At 44.9% G+C, this 15,146-nt stretch carries 9 protein-coding genes; all 9 read right to left on the bottom strand.

From position 1 onward, the window contains the following. Positions 1 to 9 precede the first annotated feature (9 nt). The 9 genes from LGZ98_RS02345 to ptrA all read right to left on the bottom strand — a co-directional run bounded on the left by LGZ98_RS02345 (position 10) and on the right by ptrA (position 15,141). The gene (locus LGZ98_RS02345) at positions 10 to 531 is read right to left on the bottom strand and encodes a DUF5625 family protein (protein WP_262977657.1); all 522 of its coding nucleotides are present in this window, start codon (positions 529 to 531) and stop codon (positions 10 to 12) included. Between the two features lie 48 nt (positions 532 to 579). Beyond that, positions 580 to 1,098: a DUF5625 family protein gene (locus tag LGZ98_RS02340; protein WP_262977656.1), complete on the bottom strand. Its 519-nt coding sequence runs from the start codon at positions 1,096 to 1,098 to the stop codon at positions 580 to 582. A 48-nt stretch (positions 1,099 to 1,146) separates the two neighbouring features. Further along, positions 1,147 to 1,668 carry a DUF5625 family protein gene (locus LGZ98_RS02335; RefSeq protein WP_262977655.1) on the bottom strand — a complete coding sequence of 174 codons (522 nt, stop codon included), beginning with the start codon at positions 1,666 to 1,668 and terminating at the stop codon, positions 1,147 to 1,149. 48 nt (positions 1,669 to 1,716) lie between these two features. After that, the gene (locus LGZ98_RS02330) at positions 1,717 to 2,238 is read right to left on the bottom strand and encodes a DUF5625 family protein (RefSeq protein WP_262977654.1); all 522 of its coding nucleotides are present in this window, start codon (positions 2,236 to 2,238) and stop codon (positions 1,717 to 1,719) included. A 109-nt stretch (positions 2,239 to 2,347) separates the two neighbouring features. Next, on the bottom strand, positions 2,348 to 3,763 hold the full coding sequence (locus tag LGZ98_RS02325; RefSeq protein WP_262977653.1) for an HlyD family type I secretion periplasmic adaptor subunit: 1,416 nt from the start codon (positions 3,761 to 3,763) through the stop codon (positions 2,348 to 2,350). 141 nt (positions 3,764 to 3,904) lie between these two features. Continuing rightward, positions 3,905 to 6,040: a type I secretion system permease/ATPase gene (locus LGZ98_RS02320; protein ID WP_262977652.1), complete on the bottom strand. Its 2,136-nt coding sequence runs from the start codon at positions 6,038 to 6,040 to the stop codon at positions 3,905 to 3,907. Positions 6,041 to 6,788: 748 nt separating this feature from the next. Continuing rightward, complete coding sequence (recD, locus tag LGZ98_RS02315) at positions 6,789 to 8,642, bottom strand: exodeoxyribonuclease V subunit alpha (protein ID WP_262977651.1); 1,854 nt, start codon at positions 8,640 to 8,642, stop codon at positions 6,789 to 6,791. Further along, positions 8,642 to 12,247 carry an exodeoxyribonuclease V subunit beta gene (gene recB, locus LGZ98_RS02310; protein WP_262977661.1) on the bottom strand — a complete coding sequence of 1,202 codons (3,606 nt, stop codon included), beginning with the start codon at positions 12,245 to 12,247 and terminating at the stop codon, positions 8,642 to 8,644. The genes recD and recB overlap by 1 nt, the downstream gene beginning before the upstream one ends. Beyond that, positions 12,247 to 15,141, bottom strand: a complete 2,895-nt coding sequence (ptrA, locus tag LGZ98_RS02305; protein WP_262977650.1) for a pitrilysin — start codon at positions 15,139 to 15,141, stop codon at positions 12,247 to 12,249. Before ptrA ends, recB begins: the two co-directional genes overlap by 1 nt. Positions 15,142 to 15,146: the final 5 nt, after the last annotated feature.

Below are 15,146 nucleotides of genomic sequence, written 5' to 3'. Positions count from 1 at the left end.
CTACATAAATCAAATCTTTGGATCGTAATAGGTGAATTCGACAAAACTCTCAATATCATTAAAAACAGGGACATCCTCCAGGGTGGTAATTACCGCAGAGTAGCGTCCGGGAGGTAATGAAAATGTTTTAATTTCTCTCACAGCCGTATTTATACTTCTCTCTTCGTAATTGAAGACACGCCCTCCTTCGGACCCTGAAGCGTTTATTTTCTTGTCAAAAAAAATCTCGCCATCTTTAACGATATGGAGTGAAACAGGGATTATTACTCCATCTTTATCAGCTCTCCCAAAAAACTTAAACCGCCTTGCCATTTCATCATGACCCTCCCCAGTTTCAAACAGTAAGGCAAACTGATAATTACCTTCCTTGCTGAGTTCAAAATCAATTTTGACTGATTGACCAGACTTCGATACGTCAATCGGTCTGTATATATCAATGAACTTAGAGCAGGCCATTAATAAGGCACAGCTCATAAAAATAATAATGTTGCGCCAGTTTTTGAATCTTTCGTGTACCTGTAATACTTTCATTTCTTCACTCCAAATTTTTATATTTCCTTTGTTTATATTAATACCCGTTTAAATCTTCGGCTTGAAATAAGTGAGCTCTACAAAACTCTCAATGCCATTAAAAGCGGGGACATCCTCCAAGGTGGTAATGACAGCAGAATAACGCCCAGGAGGTAACGAAAGTGTTTTAATTTCTCGCACAGCCGTAGTTATCCTTCTCCCTTCGAAATCAAAGCTACGTCCCCAGCTACGTCCCCCTGCGTTTATTTTCTCGTCAAAAAAAACCTCGCCGTTTCTAACCAAATGAAGCGAAACGGAGGTTATAACTCCGTCCTTATCAATATAACCGAATAATTCAAGCCGCCTTTTCATTTCATCGTCATCCCCTTTATCAAACAGCAGAGCAAACTGATAATCTCCAACCTTGCTGATTTCAAAATCAATTTTGACTGATTGACCAGACTTAGACACATCAATCGGTTTGTATATATCAATGTGCTTAGAGCAGGCCATTAATAAGGCACAGCTCATAAAAATAATAATATTTCGCCAATTTTTAAACCTTTCATATATACGTAATACTTTCATTTTGTCACTCCAAATTTTTATATTTCCTTTGTTTATACTGATACCATTTTAAATCTTTGGATCGTAATGATTGAATTCAACAAAACTCTCAATACCATTAAAAGCAGGGACATCTTCCAAGGTGGTAATTACCGCAGAGTAACGTCCGGGAGGTAACGAAAATGTTTTAATTTCTCTCACAGCCGTATTTATACTTCTCTCTTCGTAATTGACAGCACGCCCTCCTTCAGATCCCGCAGCGTTTATTTTCTTGTCAAAAAAAATCTTGCCATCTTTAACGATATGGAGTGAAACGGGGGTTATTACTCCGTTTTTATAAACTCTCCCAAACAACTCAAACCTCCTTGCCATTTCATCGTAATCATCCGTAGTAGCAAACAGCAGGACAAACTGATAATTGCCTTCCTTGCTGATTTCAAAATCAATTTTGACTGATTGACCAGACTTCGATACGTCAATCGGTCTGTATATATCAATGAACTTAGAGCATGCCATTAATAAGGTACAACTCATAAAAACAATAATGCTTTGCCAGTTTTTAAATCTTTCATGTATACGTAATAATTTCATTTCGTCACTCCAAATTTTTATATTTCCTTTGTTTATACTGATACCATTTTAAATCTTCGGATCGTAATAGGTGAATTCAACAAAACTCTCAATATCATTAAAAACAGGTACATCCTCCAGGGTGGTAATTACCGCAGAGTAGCGTCCGGGAGGTAATGAAAATGTTTTAATTTCTCTCACAGCCGTATTTATACTTCTCTCTTCGTAATTGAAGACACGCCCTCCTTCGGACCCTGAAGCGTTTATTTTCTTATCAAAAAAAATCTTGCCATCTTTAACGATATAGAGTGAAACAGGGATTATTACTCCATCTTTATCAGCTCTCCCAAAAAACTTAAACCGCTTTTCCATTTCATCATAACCCTCCCCAGTTTCAAACAGTAAGGCAAACTGATAATTTCCTTCCTTGCTGATTTCAAAATCAATTTTGACTGATTGACCAGACTTCGATACGTCAATCGGTCTGTATATATCAATGTACTTAGAGCAGGCCATTAATAATGTACAGCTCATGAAAATAATCATATTGCGCCAGTTTTTAAACCTTTCATGTATACGTAATACTTTCATTTCATCACTCCAAATAAAGTAAGGCGGCGAAAAACATTAACGGTCATTTATCTCAAACCCGGAAAACGGTGAGTATGGCGAGCCGAGTTCACAGAGCTGCCCTCACAACCTACCGCTCTCTCAGACTTTCATCCATATGTTGCTGTAATGGGCTCAAGAAGTAATCGATCACTCGACGTTGATCGGTTTTTATTTCTGCCGTGATCGACATGCCCGGAGACAGCGCAACTCGCTGACCATTGACCAGAACGTGATCAGACTTCAAACGAATACGGCTGCTATAGATGAGCCCATGCTTTTCGTCCTCGATGGCGTCGTTCGATACGTTGAGCACTTCGCCGTCAACGGTGCCGTACTTGGTAAAAGTAAAAGTTTCCACTTTGACGGTGACCGGTTGACCAACATGGACAAAACCCACATCCTTGTTTTCCAGCCTTGCCTCCACTTCTACCGATTGGTCTGCGGGGACGATGACCATCAGCGGCTGAGCGGGTGTCACCACACCACCGACAGTATGGATAGCAAGTTGCTGAACTGTGCCGGCCACCGGGGCTTTGAGGCTGGTCAAAGTTTCTTGATAACGGGCCTTCGCCAGCTCCTGAAGCAGGGTCGCTGCCTTTTTGTTGGCTTCCTGTTGCAGGTCGAGCATGGCGCGGCGATTCTGCGCAACAACAGCCTCACGCCGACGTCGCGCCTCGTCCTGAGCGGCGGCGTGCTGCAAGACACTGGCCTGCTGTACGCTTAACTGACGTTGCAGATCCAATCGCGTCTGCTCTTTTTCCAGATATTCATGCCGCGACACATACTGTTTCTTCAATAACCGTTGGTAATCCTCGGCCAATCGTGTCGCAATCGGTAGCGTTTTTCGCAGGCTAGCCACCTGGGCCTGGGCTGACTGGATTTCGGCGCTGCGTTGGAGGATTTCTGCATCCACCAACTCCAGATTGCTGCGGTATTCCTGATATTGTCCTTGAAGCCAGCGTTGGGCACTGAGTACCTGCTCAGGGTTGGCGTTGTCAATCGTTCCTACCAGCGACGCCGGCGACTTTTGTTGATTGATCGCGTCGAGCATGGCGGCACTCCGCGCACTGTCGATACGAGCAGCCAGCAGCTCGCTCTGGATCCGGCTGACATCGGCGCTCGCCGCCGTCGGGTCGAGCTCAACCAACAACTCGCCAACTTTCACCGACTGGCCGTCATTGACGTGGATCGCTCTGACCACCGCCGTTTCACTGGATTGAATCAACTTGGTCTTGCCATTGGGAACGACCTTTCCCGGGGCGATAGCCACTACCTCGATTTTGCCGATGTAGGCCCAGAGCAACGCCAATACAGCAAAACCCAGAATGGTCCAGGTGAAAATTCTCGGTGCTGGGTGAACCGGTGTTTCCTGCAACTCCAAAGCCGTCGGTAAAAACTGTAATTCATGAGCCAGTCGCGGCGACACGTCCATGTTTTTACGTTGGTGCCAAGACTCACGCCACGCGTGACGATAACGCTGCAATAACGAAAGGGTAGCGCTCATTTGAAATTATTTTCCTTGAATCGGAGTATGTTTATCTTGGTCACATCTGCCTCTGATGGTGTTATTAACCATTGATTATGTTATTAACCATTGATTGCGTGATTAGCCGTTTTGATCGTACTTTCCAGAAATGGAAGCCTGTCATCCCTGCTGCATTCGATGCAGTCGTGAATAGTGGCCGTCCTGACGTGCCAGTAACTCGGCGTGGGCGCCCTGTTCAACGATCTGCCCGCGATCCATTACAAGGATACGATGCGCGTCGCGTACAGCGGACAACCGATGAGCGATAATGATGACCGTGCGCCCCTTGCAAATGCTTTGCATGTTCTGCTGAACCACCCGCTCAGACTCGTAGTCCAGCGCACTGGTCGCTTCGTCGAAAATCAAAATGCGAGGATTGCCGATCAAGGCGCGGGCAATGGCTACCCGTTGCCGTTGACCGCCTGAAAGTGACGCGCCGTGTTCTCCCACAATGGTGTCGTAACCTTCGGGCAGTTCAAGGATGAATTCATGAGCTCCAGCCATGCGGGCGGCGTGCATGACCACTTCGAGCGGCGCACCCGGATCGCTCAAGGCAATGTTTTCGCGAATGCTGCGGTTGAATAGCATATTGTCCTGCAACACCACGCCGATCTGCCGGCGCAGCGAGGACACATCAGCCAATGCCAAGTCCATGCCATCGACCATGACCCGTCCGCGCTCCGGAACATAGAGCCGCTGCAACAAGCGGGTCAGAGTGCTTTTGCCGGAACCGGAGCGGCCCACCACACCAATGATTTCTCCCGCGCCAATGACCAGATTGACGCCGCGCAGCACCTCAGAACCATCAGCCCGATAACGAAAATGCACCTGTTCGAACTCTACCTGCCCCTTGAGCGGCGGTACTGTGCTACGTGTAGCCTGAGACAATTCCGTACGGGAATTGAGGATATCTCCCAGGCGCTGCACTGAGACCCCGGTCTGCTGGAAGCTGGTCCACAGTTGCGCCAAACGCATGATAGGGCCGCTGACACGGCCAGCCAGCATATTGAATGCTATCAGTTCCCCCACCGATAGCTGCCCGTCTATCACGAGGCGGGCACCGAGCCAGAGTGTGGCAACCGTCACTAACTTGCCGATAAGCGAGACGCTTTCATTGGCGAGGGTGGATAAGGTCTGTGTTTTGAAACCTGCGGCAACATAAGCCGCCAGTTGGTTGTCCCACTTGCGGATAGCCTGCGGTTCAACCGCCATTGACTTTAGGGTATCGATTCCATTTACCGTTTCGACAAGGAATGCTTGGTTCTCGGCATTGCGTGTGAAGCTATCCTGTAATCGCTTACGCAAGAGAGGCGTAACCAACACCGAGACGAGTGCATAGAGCGGCAATGATAACACCACAACGAGGGTCAACCAGCCGCTGTAATAGAACATCACGAGGATGAACACCAGAGAAAAAAGCACGTCGAGCATCAGGGTAATGGCGTTGCCGGTAAGAAAACTGCGGATGTTTTCCAGTTCGCGTACACGAGCCACAGAATCACCGACTCTCCTGGCCTGGAAGTAAGCCAGCGGCAGATTAATCAAGTGCCGAAACAGACTCGATCCCAACTGCACATCAATACGGCTGGTCGTATGGGCAAACACATAGCTACGCAGACCGCTCAGAGCCGACTCGAACAGCATGATGCCCAGCAATCCCGCCGCGACCACATCCAGTGTGGTTAGGCCGTGGTGCACCAGTACTTTGTCCATGACCACCTGAAAGAACAGCGGAGTCACCAAGGCAAACAACTGCAAGGCAAAAGACCCCAGCAAAACTTCACCCAACAACTTGCGGTATTTGACGATAGCCGGGATAAACCAAGTGAAGTCAAAACGAGAAGTCTCTCCAGACAGACTGTTACTGGAACGCACGAGCACCAATTGCCCTGTCCAACGCTGCTCAAGTTGCTCGAAGCTGATAACTTCTGGGCGAGCCGAACGTGGGTCCTGAATCAGAGCCTGCTCTTTATCCAGCTTAGCCAAAATAAAAAACTTCCCATCTCGGTCAATAGCAATAGCGGGCAAGGGAGTATGTTCAAGTCTGGCAAGTGTTGTGTGTACAGCCTTGGCTTTTAGCCCTGAATGACGAGCAGCCAGCAGCAGCTCTTTCAGGGTAAGACCTTGGCTGGAAGTGGAAAATTCGTGTGAAAGTTGTTCAGTCGATATAGCGATGTTGTGAAACCTAGCCAACATAGCCAGGCAAATCAGGCCGGTGTCCAGCTCCGGGGAAGAATGGGGTGACTCAGTACTCATTTCATTATCCTGCATCAGACAACTTAATCCTTAAATCAAAAATCTGGATATTCATCTCACCCCTAGCAAGCTATCCAGACATATCCGCAATTCCGCAATCCGTTTAGTAAACAAATCACAATTCATATAATTAGGCGTTTATATCATCAAATAATAATAAATTTCATTTAATATATTCACAAAGTGTGACATTAACCACACAATAATATTAAAATTTATTAAATTTATAATTTTATTGTTTACATTTATAACAAAATATAAACATCAACAATTTGATTCAGTCATTGCAACTATTTTTGAATCTTTTGAATCGGTGAAATTAAGATATCGATCAGTATGTAGCCACCACGATGAAACTACTCGGCATTGCTGACTGAACGATTACGGCTCACAATCAATCAACATGAAGGACTAAGAAAAGATATTTCAATTGTAAAATAACCAAAATTTGGCATATGGGCAGTTTTAATATAAATTTATCTTGCATATATCAATATAATATATAACTCACTGTACGAGAATTTTTCAATCACCCAATCGAGAACTTTTTACAAAACTGAAAAGGGATATTTACCGAAGTCAGCACGGCAAATCAGAAATCTCATTAAAGGGATTAATGATCTGATTGTCGGGCTTAAAAGCCCATCCAACAACCGAACAAATAACGATCAAAAAAATGTCAGAGAAGATATGGCAACATCATTAATATATAAATTTTTTTGCACAAGTTAGTCTATCAGAATAAGCGCTAATCCACCTGTAAGCTAAGCCGCTCTGCTAACCCGCTTCGCCTTTGAGTTGGCGTCTGGATTGCCTGACGCAATACCGCTTCATGTGCATAAAGAGTCAGTTTTTCTCTGGCACGGGTTATCGCTGTATAAACCAGTTCACGGCTGACAACCGGCACAAATTGCGTTGGCAATACCAAAGCGGTATGTTCAAATTCTGAGCCCTGCGATTTATGTACGGTCATCACATACGCAGTTTCATGTTGTGGTAAACGACTTGGCTGGATTCCCTTAATCTGCCCGTCAGGCAGTTGAAAATAAGCACGCAGTTCATGATTTTCGTCTCTGAGCATAATACCAATATCACCATTAAATAGGCCCAATGTGCTGTCGTTACGCGATATCATGATGGGCCGCCCTGCATAACCACGGCTGAAAGTCCCGACTGGACGACGAATAAGCCCCTGACGATGTAATAGCTGTTCTATACGCTCATTAAGCCCACTGACACCAAACGGCCCTTCTCTAAGTGCACACAACAAACGATAGCGGTTAAATTCATCTAAAATCTCTTTGACTGGTGCCTGTTTTGCCACCAGATGCAAGTAAAGGTAATAACCCGATACCGTTTCTGCCAACAACCGCTGATAATCTTCATCGTCAGACAATGGGTAAAAACAGATATCCTTCAACGGTTGCTGCAAAATAGCGAGAGCTTGTCGACTCTTTCCCTGATTAACGGCCGTCGCCAATTGACCAATCCCCGAATCCACATTAAAACGATAACTTTTACGTAAAAGACACAAACGATCACGAACCTCTGGGATATTTTGCTGATCACCCGCAACTAACCGGCATCCCGTCAATCTGCTTAGCCGTTGCGCCCTCGTTACGCTATATCCGAGTTCGGCAAAACGGCAAATATCACCCAACACCGCGCCTGCTTCCACTGATGCCAATTGATCTCGGTCACCAAGCAGAACAATTTTCGCTTTCGGTGGCAATGCATCAATCAACCTAGCCATCATGGGTAAATCCACCATTGAAGCTTCATCCACCACCAGCACATCCAGGTTCAGTGGATTATCTCGATCATAGCGCAAGCGCTGGCTATCAGGCTGCGCTCCTAGCAAGCGATGAATCGTCTGCGCCTGATCCGGCATACATGCAAATTGTTCCTCCGTCAGAGGCAATTTTCTGACCGCACTATTAAGAGATTCGGTCAATCTGGCGGCCGCCTTTCCGGTCGGAGCCGCCAGTTGGATAACCCGCTTTTTATCAGGTTCAAGTTTAATTAAGGTAGCCAACAGCTTAGCAACGGTGGTAGTTTTCCCGGTTCCTGGTCCGCCAGAGATAACCGAAATTCTGCTAGTCACCGCGACAGCCGCAGCCATTTTTTGCCAGTCCACCATTTCCTCAGATAGCATGAATAATTCATCTAAAACAACTCTCAGTTGCTGTTCCTGAATATTATCGATTGGTTGATTGCCGGAAAAAAAAGCCGCCACCTGACATTCACTTTGCCACATTCTCTGCAAATAAAGCCGATCATGGGAAAGCACAACAGGCGTGGGTTGAAATCCATCACTAACCGCAGCACAATTTTCCAGTGCTATCCGCAAACGCTGCTCATCAGGTTTTCCCGCAACCTGCCATAACTGTTCGGCAAATTCACGATGTCGCCCATCAAAAAAATATTCAGGCGTTATCCGATTAACCGGCAGGCAAACATGGCCGGTACCGGTTTCAGCGCTTAACAGCGCCATCACCAACAACAAAACAGGATCTTTATCCTCAATCAATACATGAGCAAACTGTAAGTCCAATGAACGCAAAAGCCTGAGGTTTACTGCTTGTTGTAATAACGAAATCATCAATTTTTCTCTTTCTCAAGCTGTTCACTACCACTGAAAAGCAGATCCAAAGCATCAACAAATTCAGCCGATGGCCGACAATTGAAAATACCATTCCCCGGCTGTTGTTTATCTATTCCCCTCAGAAACAGATAAATCACGCCGCCGAAATGTTGTTGGTAATCATAATTAGCCAGCCTGTGACGCAAGTAACGATGCAATGCCAGTGTATAAAGTTGATATTGCAGATCATAACGATGCTCAATCATAGCTATTTCCATTGCCTGGCGAGTATAAAACCGACTCTCCTCTCCCAACCAGTTTGATTTGTAATCCAGCAGGTAGAATTTACCTTGCCAACAGAAGACCAAATCAATAAACCCTTTCAACACTCCTTTCACCTGCTGAAATTCCAGTTGGGGGCAGCGAGCAGAAATTGGATCATAACGACGTATCAGTGTATCCAACATCTGAGATCGCAAAAGTTGTTCAACCGGCAGATAAAATTGCATTTCATCCTGTTGATGATGTAGCGGAATTTTTGCCAATTGCACTCCTTCATCATTCAATGGAATAGTAAAAATATCGACCATCCATTGCTGTAATGTCCCACTCCAGCGTTCATCAAATCCGGCTGATTGCAGTTGTTCTGCCAACCATTTCTCATCAGGTAATTGGCTGAAACTAAGTTCTTCTAAAATAGCGTGTAAAAAAGTCCCCGCGGAAGCTCCCCGAGGGAATGTATGGGGTGTCATTTCAGGTTGTTCTGCTAACTGCTTTTCACCACTAGCATCAACATCAAGCTTTGGCGCAATAGACTGGACAATTACGTCAATAGATTCTTCTCCAGCAAAATAAGCGGAAGCACTGCCACGATGAACCATAGAGTTCCGTAAACTAGAATAACTGGTAATACGCCAATCATCCTGGACTCTGCGTTTAAATTGCCTGGCCGACAGGACTAAATCATTTTTACTTGGCGACTGCCAAGGATGATCGTCAGTATCATTGATTAACGATACAACGATGCCATCCCCGCTTAATTCTTTAAGTGATGTCGCCAGAAAATCAGCATCCCCTTTAACTCCCTTTTGCAACAGGTAACCCAGAGCACACTGATGCAGATCAGTATCCCCGGCCTTTTTCTTATTGCCTTTTATCAGCGGAGCCACGCCGACACTGCAATGGTAAACAGAACGCGTCAATGCGACATAGAGTAAACGCAAATCCTCTGCCAATCGCTCTTGTTCTGCCAGCTCAATCGCCTCGTCGTCAGGAAAGATATTGAGGCAAGCATTAAAGCTTGTCCGATCATGATATATCGCCTGCTTCTGCTCCCGGAAATTACAGACAAATGGCAGCCATACCAGCGGATATTCCAGACCTTTAGATTTATGGATAGTGCAAATTTTCACCAAATGACGATCGCTTTCCAGCCGCATCTGCTGGCTTTCAGATTGTGGATCAGGATGAGAAATTTGCTGAGCCAGCCAGCGGGTGACTGCATGTTCACTATCAAGTTGTAAAGATATTTCCTGCAACAACTCACCAATATGCATCACATCCGTCAAACGCCGTTCACCGTCATAACTGGCAAGCAAATTCTCAGCAATATGATGGTTGGCGATTACCGCTCGTAACATAGGTAACACACCACGGCGTTGCCACAGACGGAAGTAACCATCAAATTCATCAACTAACTGATCCCATGTCTTTTCATCATGATTCAACATGTCTATCTGCCTGGCAGTTAGACCAAATAAACCACTCGCCAACGCACTTCTCAAAACCCGTTCTTTTTCCGGTGATAACACCGCTTGTAATAACCAGAGAATATCCTTGGCTTCCGCGGTAGCAAATACACTTTCTCGGTTAGAAAGAAATACAGAAGGAATAGACAACAGGTTAAGTGCATTACGGATCAGTGTAGCTTCCTTTCTGCTACGCACCAAAACCGTAATATCAGCAGCCGTCACAGGTCGAGAACCTTCACTTTTATGTAATAAAGCCCGCCCTTCATTACCTGCCTGCAACCAATCACGAATTTGCGCAGCACAGAGCCGTGACATCGTTTGCTCATAATCTCCAGTAGAAACACCTTCTCCTGGTTGTAACCAGAAATTTAATGCAGCCTGTCCTTCGCCGTCATAACGAAAAGAGAGTCCTCGATTTTTCTCTGCCGCGGAAACCTCAATAAAAGGGATCTGCTCAAACAAAAATGGGTTTTCCGAACGCATAAATAGCTTATTTACTGCCTGTACCATTGAATAGGCTGAGCGCCAGTTTGTTTCCAGAGTATAGTGAGCACTTACCTGAGAACGGGCACGAATATAAGTGAAAATATCTGCGCCGCGAAATGCATAAATAGCTTGTTTAGGATCGCCGATAAACAGCAACCCATTTTCAGACTGACTGCCATAGATGGTATGAAAAATCCGATATTGCTGTGGGTCGGTATCCTGAAATTCGTCGATCAACGCAACCGGATAGCGTCGGCGAATTGTCTCAGCAAGCAAATCACTGCCAGGGCCTCTCAGAGCATCATCTAGGCGGGTTAATAAATCATCAAATCCCATCTGACCACGCGTTAATTTTTCCTGACAGATTGATTGGCGAATCTCAATAATAGCCTTGGAGATAATCAAATCACGTAAAGTAAGTGGTTGCTTATATAAATCATCTATCGCAACAAAAAGTGAATGTTCAGGCACCTCACCTTTTTTTGTCTTTTCTGCCAATACCGACTGTCGGAATTTTTCCAATGCTTTTGGCAACAGATAATCCTCTGTAGGCGCTTGAGCCCAATCCGAGACACTATTCAACCAATTTGGTAAGTGCTTACTACTGTAACTTCTTTTATCAACACCAGAGCCCGCAATTAAATCGTGCAATTCTCCAGCAACTTCATTCCATTGGTATTTAACATCGCTGATCAACTGGATAATTTTTTCATGGCGACTTAACAACGTTTCATCACTGTCCGGCGCATTAACAATATATGGAATATCCCCTTGTAAATAAGGATGTAATTCAGCCATCAGAGCTTCCGGCCCACTCCACTCCTGACTGATTACCTGTGCCATTGATAACGGCAATGGATAACAATGGCGCCGCCAGAAATCGGCACACCCCTGTCGTTCTAATGGATGTTGATCCTGAATTAATGTCTGTTCAAACAAGATCCCAGCTTCAAAAGCATTATGCGCCAACATCCTCTGACAAAAACCATGAATGGTATAAATCGCGGCTTCATCCATTTGCCGCTCTGCGGCCAGTAACCAGATAGCCGCCCTCCCTTTATCTGGGATTTCATCCAATAGCTGTTGATAGGCTGGTTCTGCATCTTCTACTTCGTTTCGAATACAAGCGAGGCGAAGTTTATGAATATTTTCACGGATACGCCCACGTAACTCATTTGTTGCTGCCTCAGTAAAAGTAACCACCAGAATCTCTTCCACGCTCAAAGGTCGTGAAAAAGCGGCATCTTTCCCCAGTCCAAGTAGAAGACGCAGATATAAAATGCCAATGGTGTAGGTTTTACCCGTCCCGGCCGATGCTTCGATCAGCCGCTGACCATTCAGCGGCAGAGTTAATACATTAAGCCTGTGAACAGATATCTCTGTGATCACTGCTCTCTTACCTCAACAGGTAACCGTTTCTGAAATTCAGTCACATTCTGATAGGTTTTCCAACCTTTCAATTTCGCATATCCATCCAAGTTTCCTGATTTACCAATCACTTGTGAAATTAATGACAGCCCCCGATGTTTGATTACCGCATTCCGATAGAAATTAATCAGTTGCTGCTGTGTAGTTTTCTTTAGAATCTCAAGCATTTTATCTCTGCTATCAAAATTAAAGTTATTGCGACTGAAATCACCAGAGAAGCGAGCAACTTCGGCATAGAAAGTTTGTGGCGGTTGCTGCTTTTCATTAATCAGCGCATTCTTGTACTGTTCAAAATCAGCTTGAGACATTGCTTTCAATTTATTACCAGCGTTCTGATAGAAATCTTGATAACGCTGATTCAAATATTTTGGTTGCTTACTATTACTTTGTAACAGGAACCCCAACCCCCACTGTTCCCCCACACTGGTATTGAAAGCAAACACCGCATACCCCAGTTGCTCTGTTGTTCTTAATTGATCATAGAACCACGGTTGGAGCATATTGCTCAACAAACTAGAATAAACATAACCTTCTATACGGTTATAACCTGTCGGAATATAAACCTCTGCTAAAGCACCATCTGTGCTGCTGCCAACACGCTGGAAATTAACCGGGTAATTTTTATCAATCACCACCTTATTCCCAATCCACCAGCCTGTTCCTTGATTAGCCAGTTGGTTATGGGCAGATTCAGCAATCACTTTGCTCTGCTGTTCGGTCAAGTTCCCAATGATCATCATCTGCAAGGCAGCGTTTTTTATCATTTCATGACGATACGTAACAATATCCTGAACCGTGATAGTCTCCAGCGCTTCCAGGCGAGTGGATTGTTCAGTGTAAGGCACCACAGAAAGGCGCTTCAATGGCTGCATAGCCATGTCATAAGCTTTAGCGTTATTAGAAACCGCTATCTGCTCACGATACCAGGACTTAGCCTGTGCCAGTTGCTCCTCAGTTGGCGTGAATGTCATGTAATTACTGATTAAAGAGGTTAAAAGCGCTGGCAGATTCTGAGTGTAACCACTTACTCCCAATTGCAGCCTCTGGGATGAACCCGTAGAAATATTCATTCCTGCAACAGAAGCCTGATAACTAAGCTGGTCAAGGGAAAGCCCTGCCAAATAATCAAGTAAAGAGGAAGTGACCTGCTCACGAGCGCTATTCAAACCTTCTGCGTTGTGCAAATCAAGCGTAATGCTGGCTTTAGGCTCATCAGCAAAATATTGGCTCGGCATGTAGAACAGGCGGACATTCTGCTGTTCAAGGATCATTTCTGGATGTTTTTGACTTTTACCGGCTTTTATCAGCTTCAAATCATCAGGAATATAAGGATTTGGTGCGGGCAGAGAAAAGCTCATCTGCTCCTCTAATTGCAGCCATTTAACTCGTTGCTGCAATGTAATTCGATCAACCTGATAAGGCGCCTGAACAAAATAAGCCTGTTTATTGTGCGGCTCTTTTGGGCTGATATACCAGATACGCGCATTTTCAGGAGTCAACTCATCAAGTCGGCTGGCAATAGCTTGCGGGTTATAGTCATCAGCCAGATAACCGGCATTAAGTACATTGGAAACAGGAACCCGCAACATAGCATCCGATAACCATTCGATATAATGCATATTACGAACAATAGAGCCATACTGGAACGATAGATTCAAAACCTTCGCGATTTCATCAAAATAACTTTTCTGAATACCTTTCTGTTTCAATAAATTAATATAAGCAAAAATAGCCGCAACAATCTGATCCCGTTGTGCAAGCCCTTTGTCTGTCAACGTCACATAAATAAAAAAGATACCTTTGTTGCGATCAACCATAGGCTCCGCACCGGCACTGATACTTTCTGCTAGTCCTTGAGTTTGTAGCCAATCTGATAATGTATTCAGGCTACGATTGCCTATTATATAACCGAGATATTCATCGGTTTTACTGCGGAAATCAGCACTGTTATTGTCAATACTGAATTCCAATTGCAATGCCTTTTGCGGTTGGGCAGGAACATAATGGATGATAATCCCTTTCTCTTTTTCCGTTACTGCCGGCACAGTAATCACCGGCACACTCGCTTTTCTATCCGGTATCCGACCAAAAGTATCAACGGCAATTTGAGTCAGTTTATCGATAGGCTGATTACCGTAAATGACACCTTTCATCAGGTTGGCTGAATAATAGCGTTGATAAAAATCCACCAGTTCTGTCTGTAATTTACTCCCCGGTTTATCTTTTAATGTTTCTAGATTACCACCAGAAAAACGAGCATTGGGATGCTTAGGATTCAAGGTTTCTGCCCGTATTTGAGCAACCCGCATCCCATCACGCGAACGCGCCATTGTCAGCTCTGCATTAACAGCGTTTCGCTCCCGATCTGCATTCACTGGGTCAAGTAACGGCTCAGCCAGTGCATCAGCCAGACGATCTGTGGCTTGAGCTAACGCTTCATTTTCTACTTCAAGATAAAAAGCCGTGCGGTAAGAAGCCGTGCTGGCATTATAGCTACCACCATGTTTTTGCAAAAATTCAGATAAATCACCTGATTGTGGATAATGTTCAGATCCCATTAGAACCATATGTTCCAGATAATGTGCAAGCCCGAGCTGGCTGTCAGGGTTTTCCATACTACCAACCGGAATTGCTACCGCTGCCAGAGATTTGGTTGCTTTCTCATCAGATACCAGCAAGACCGTCATATTGTTTGCCAGTTTGATTCCCTGATACTGACGATGATCACTCTCGCTTTTATAAATTGTCTCTTGCAGTAGCTGCCACTGTAGTTGTGGTGATTGCGCATAACTCGTCGTTCCCCAAAAAAGCAGGAACATCACAGTAATCATGCGAACAAAATGTTTATGCATTATCT

The organism is Photorhabdus kayaii (assembly GCF_025384895.1).
GTDB lineage: Bacteria > Pseudomonadota > Gammaproteobacteria > Enterobacterales > Enterobacteriaceae > Photorhabdus > Photorhabdus kayaii.
The sequence above is the reverse complement of the archived record's forward strand: the minus strand, read 5'-3'. Positions and strand labels throughout refer to the sequence as shown.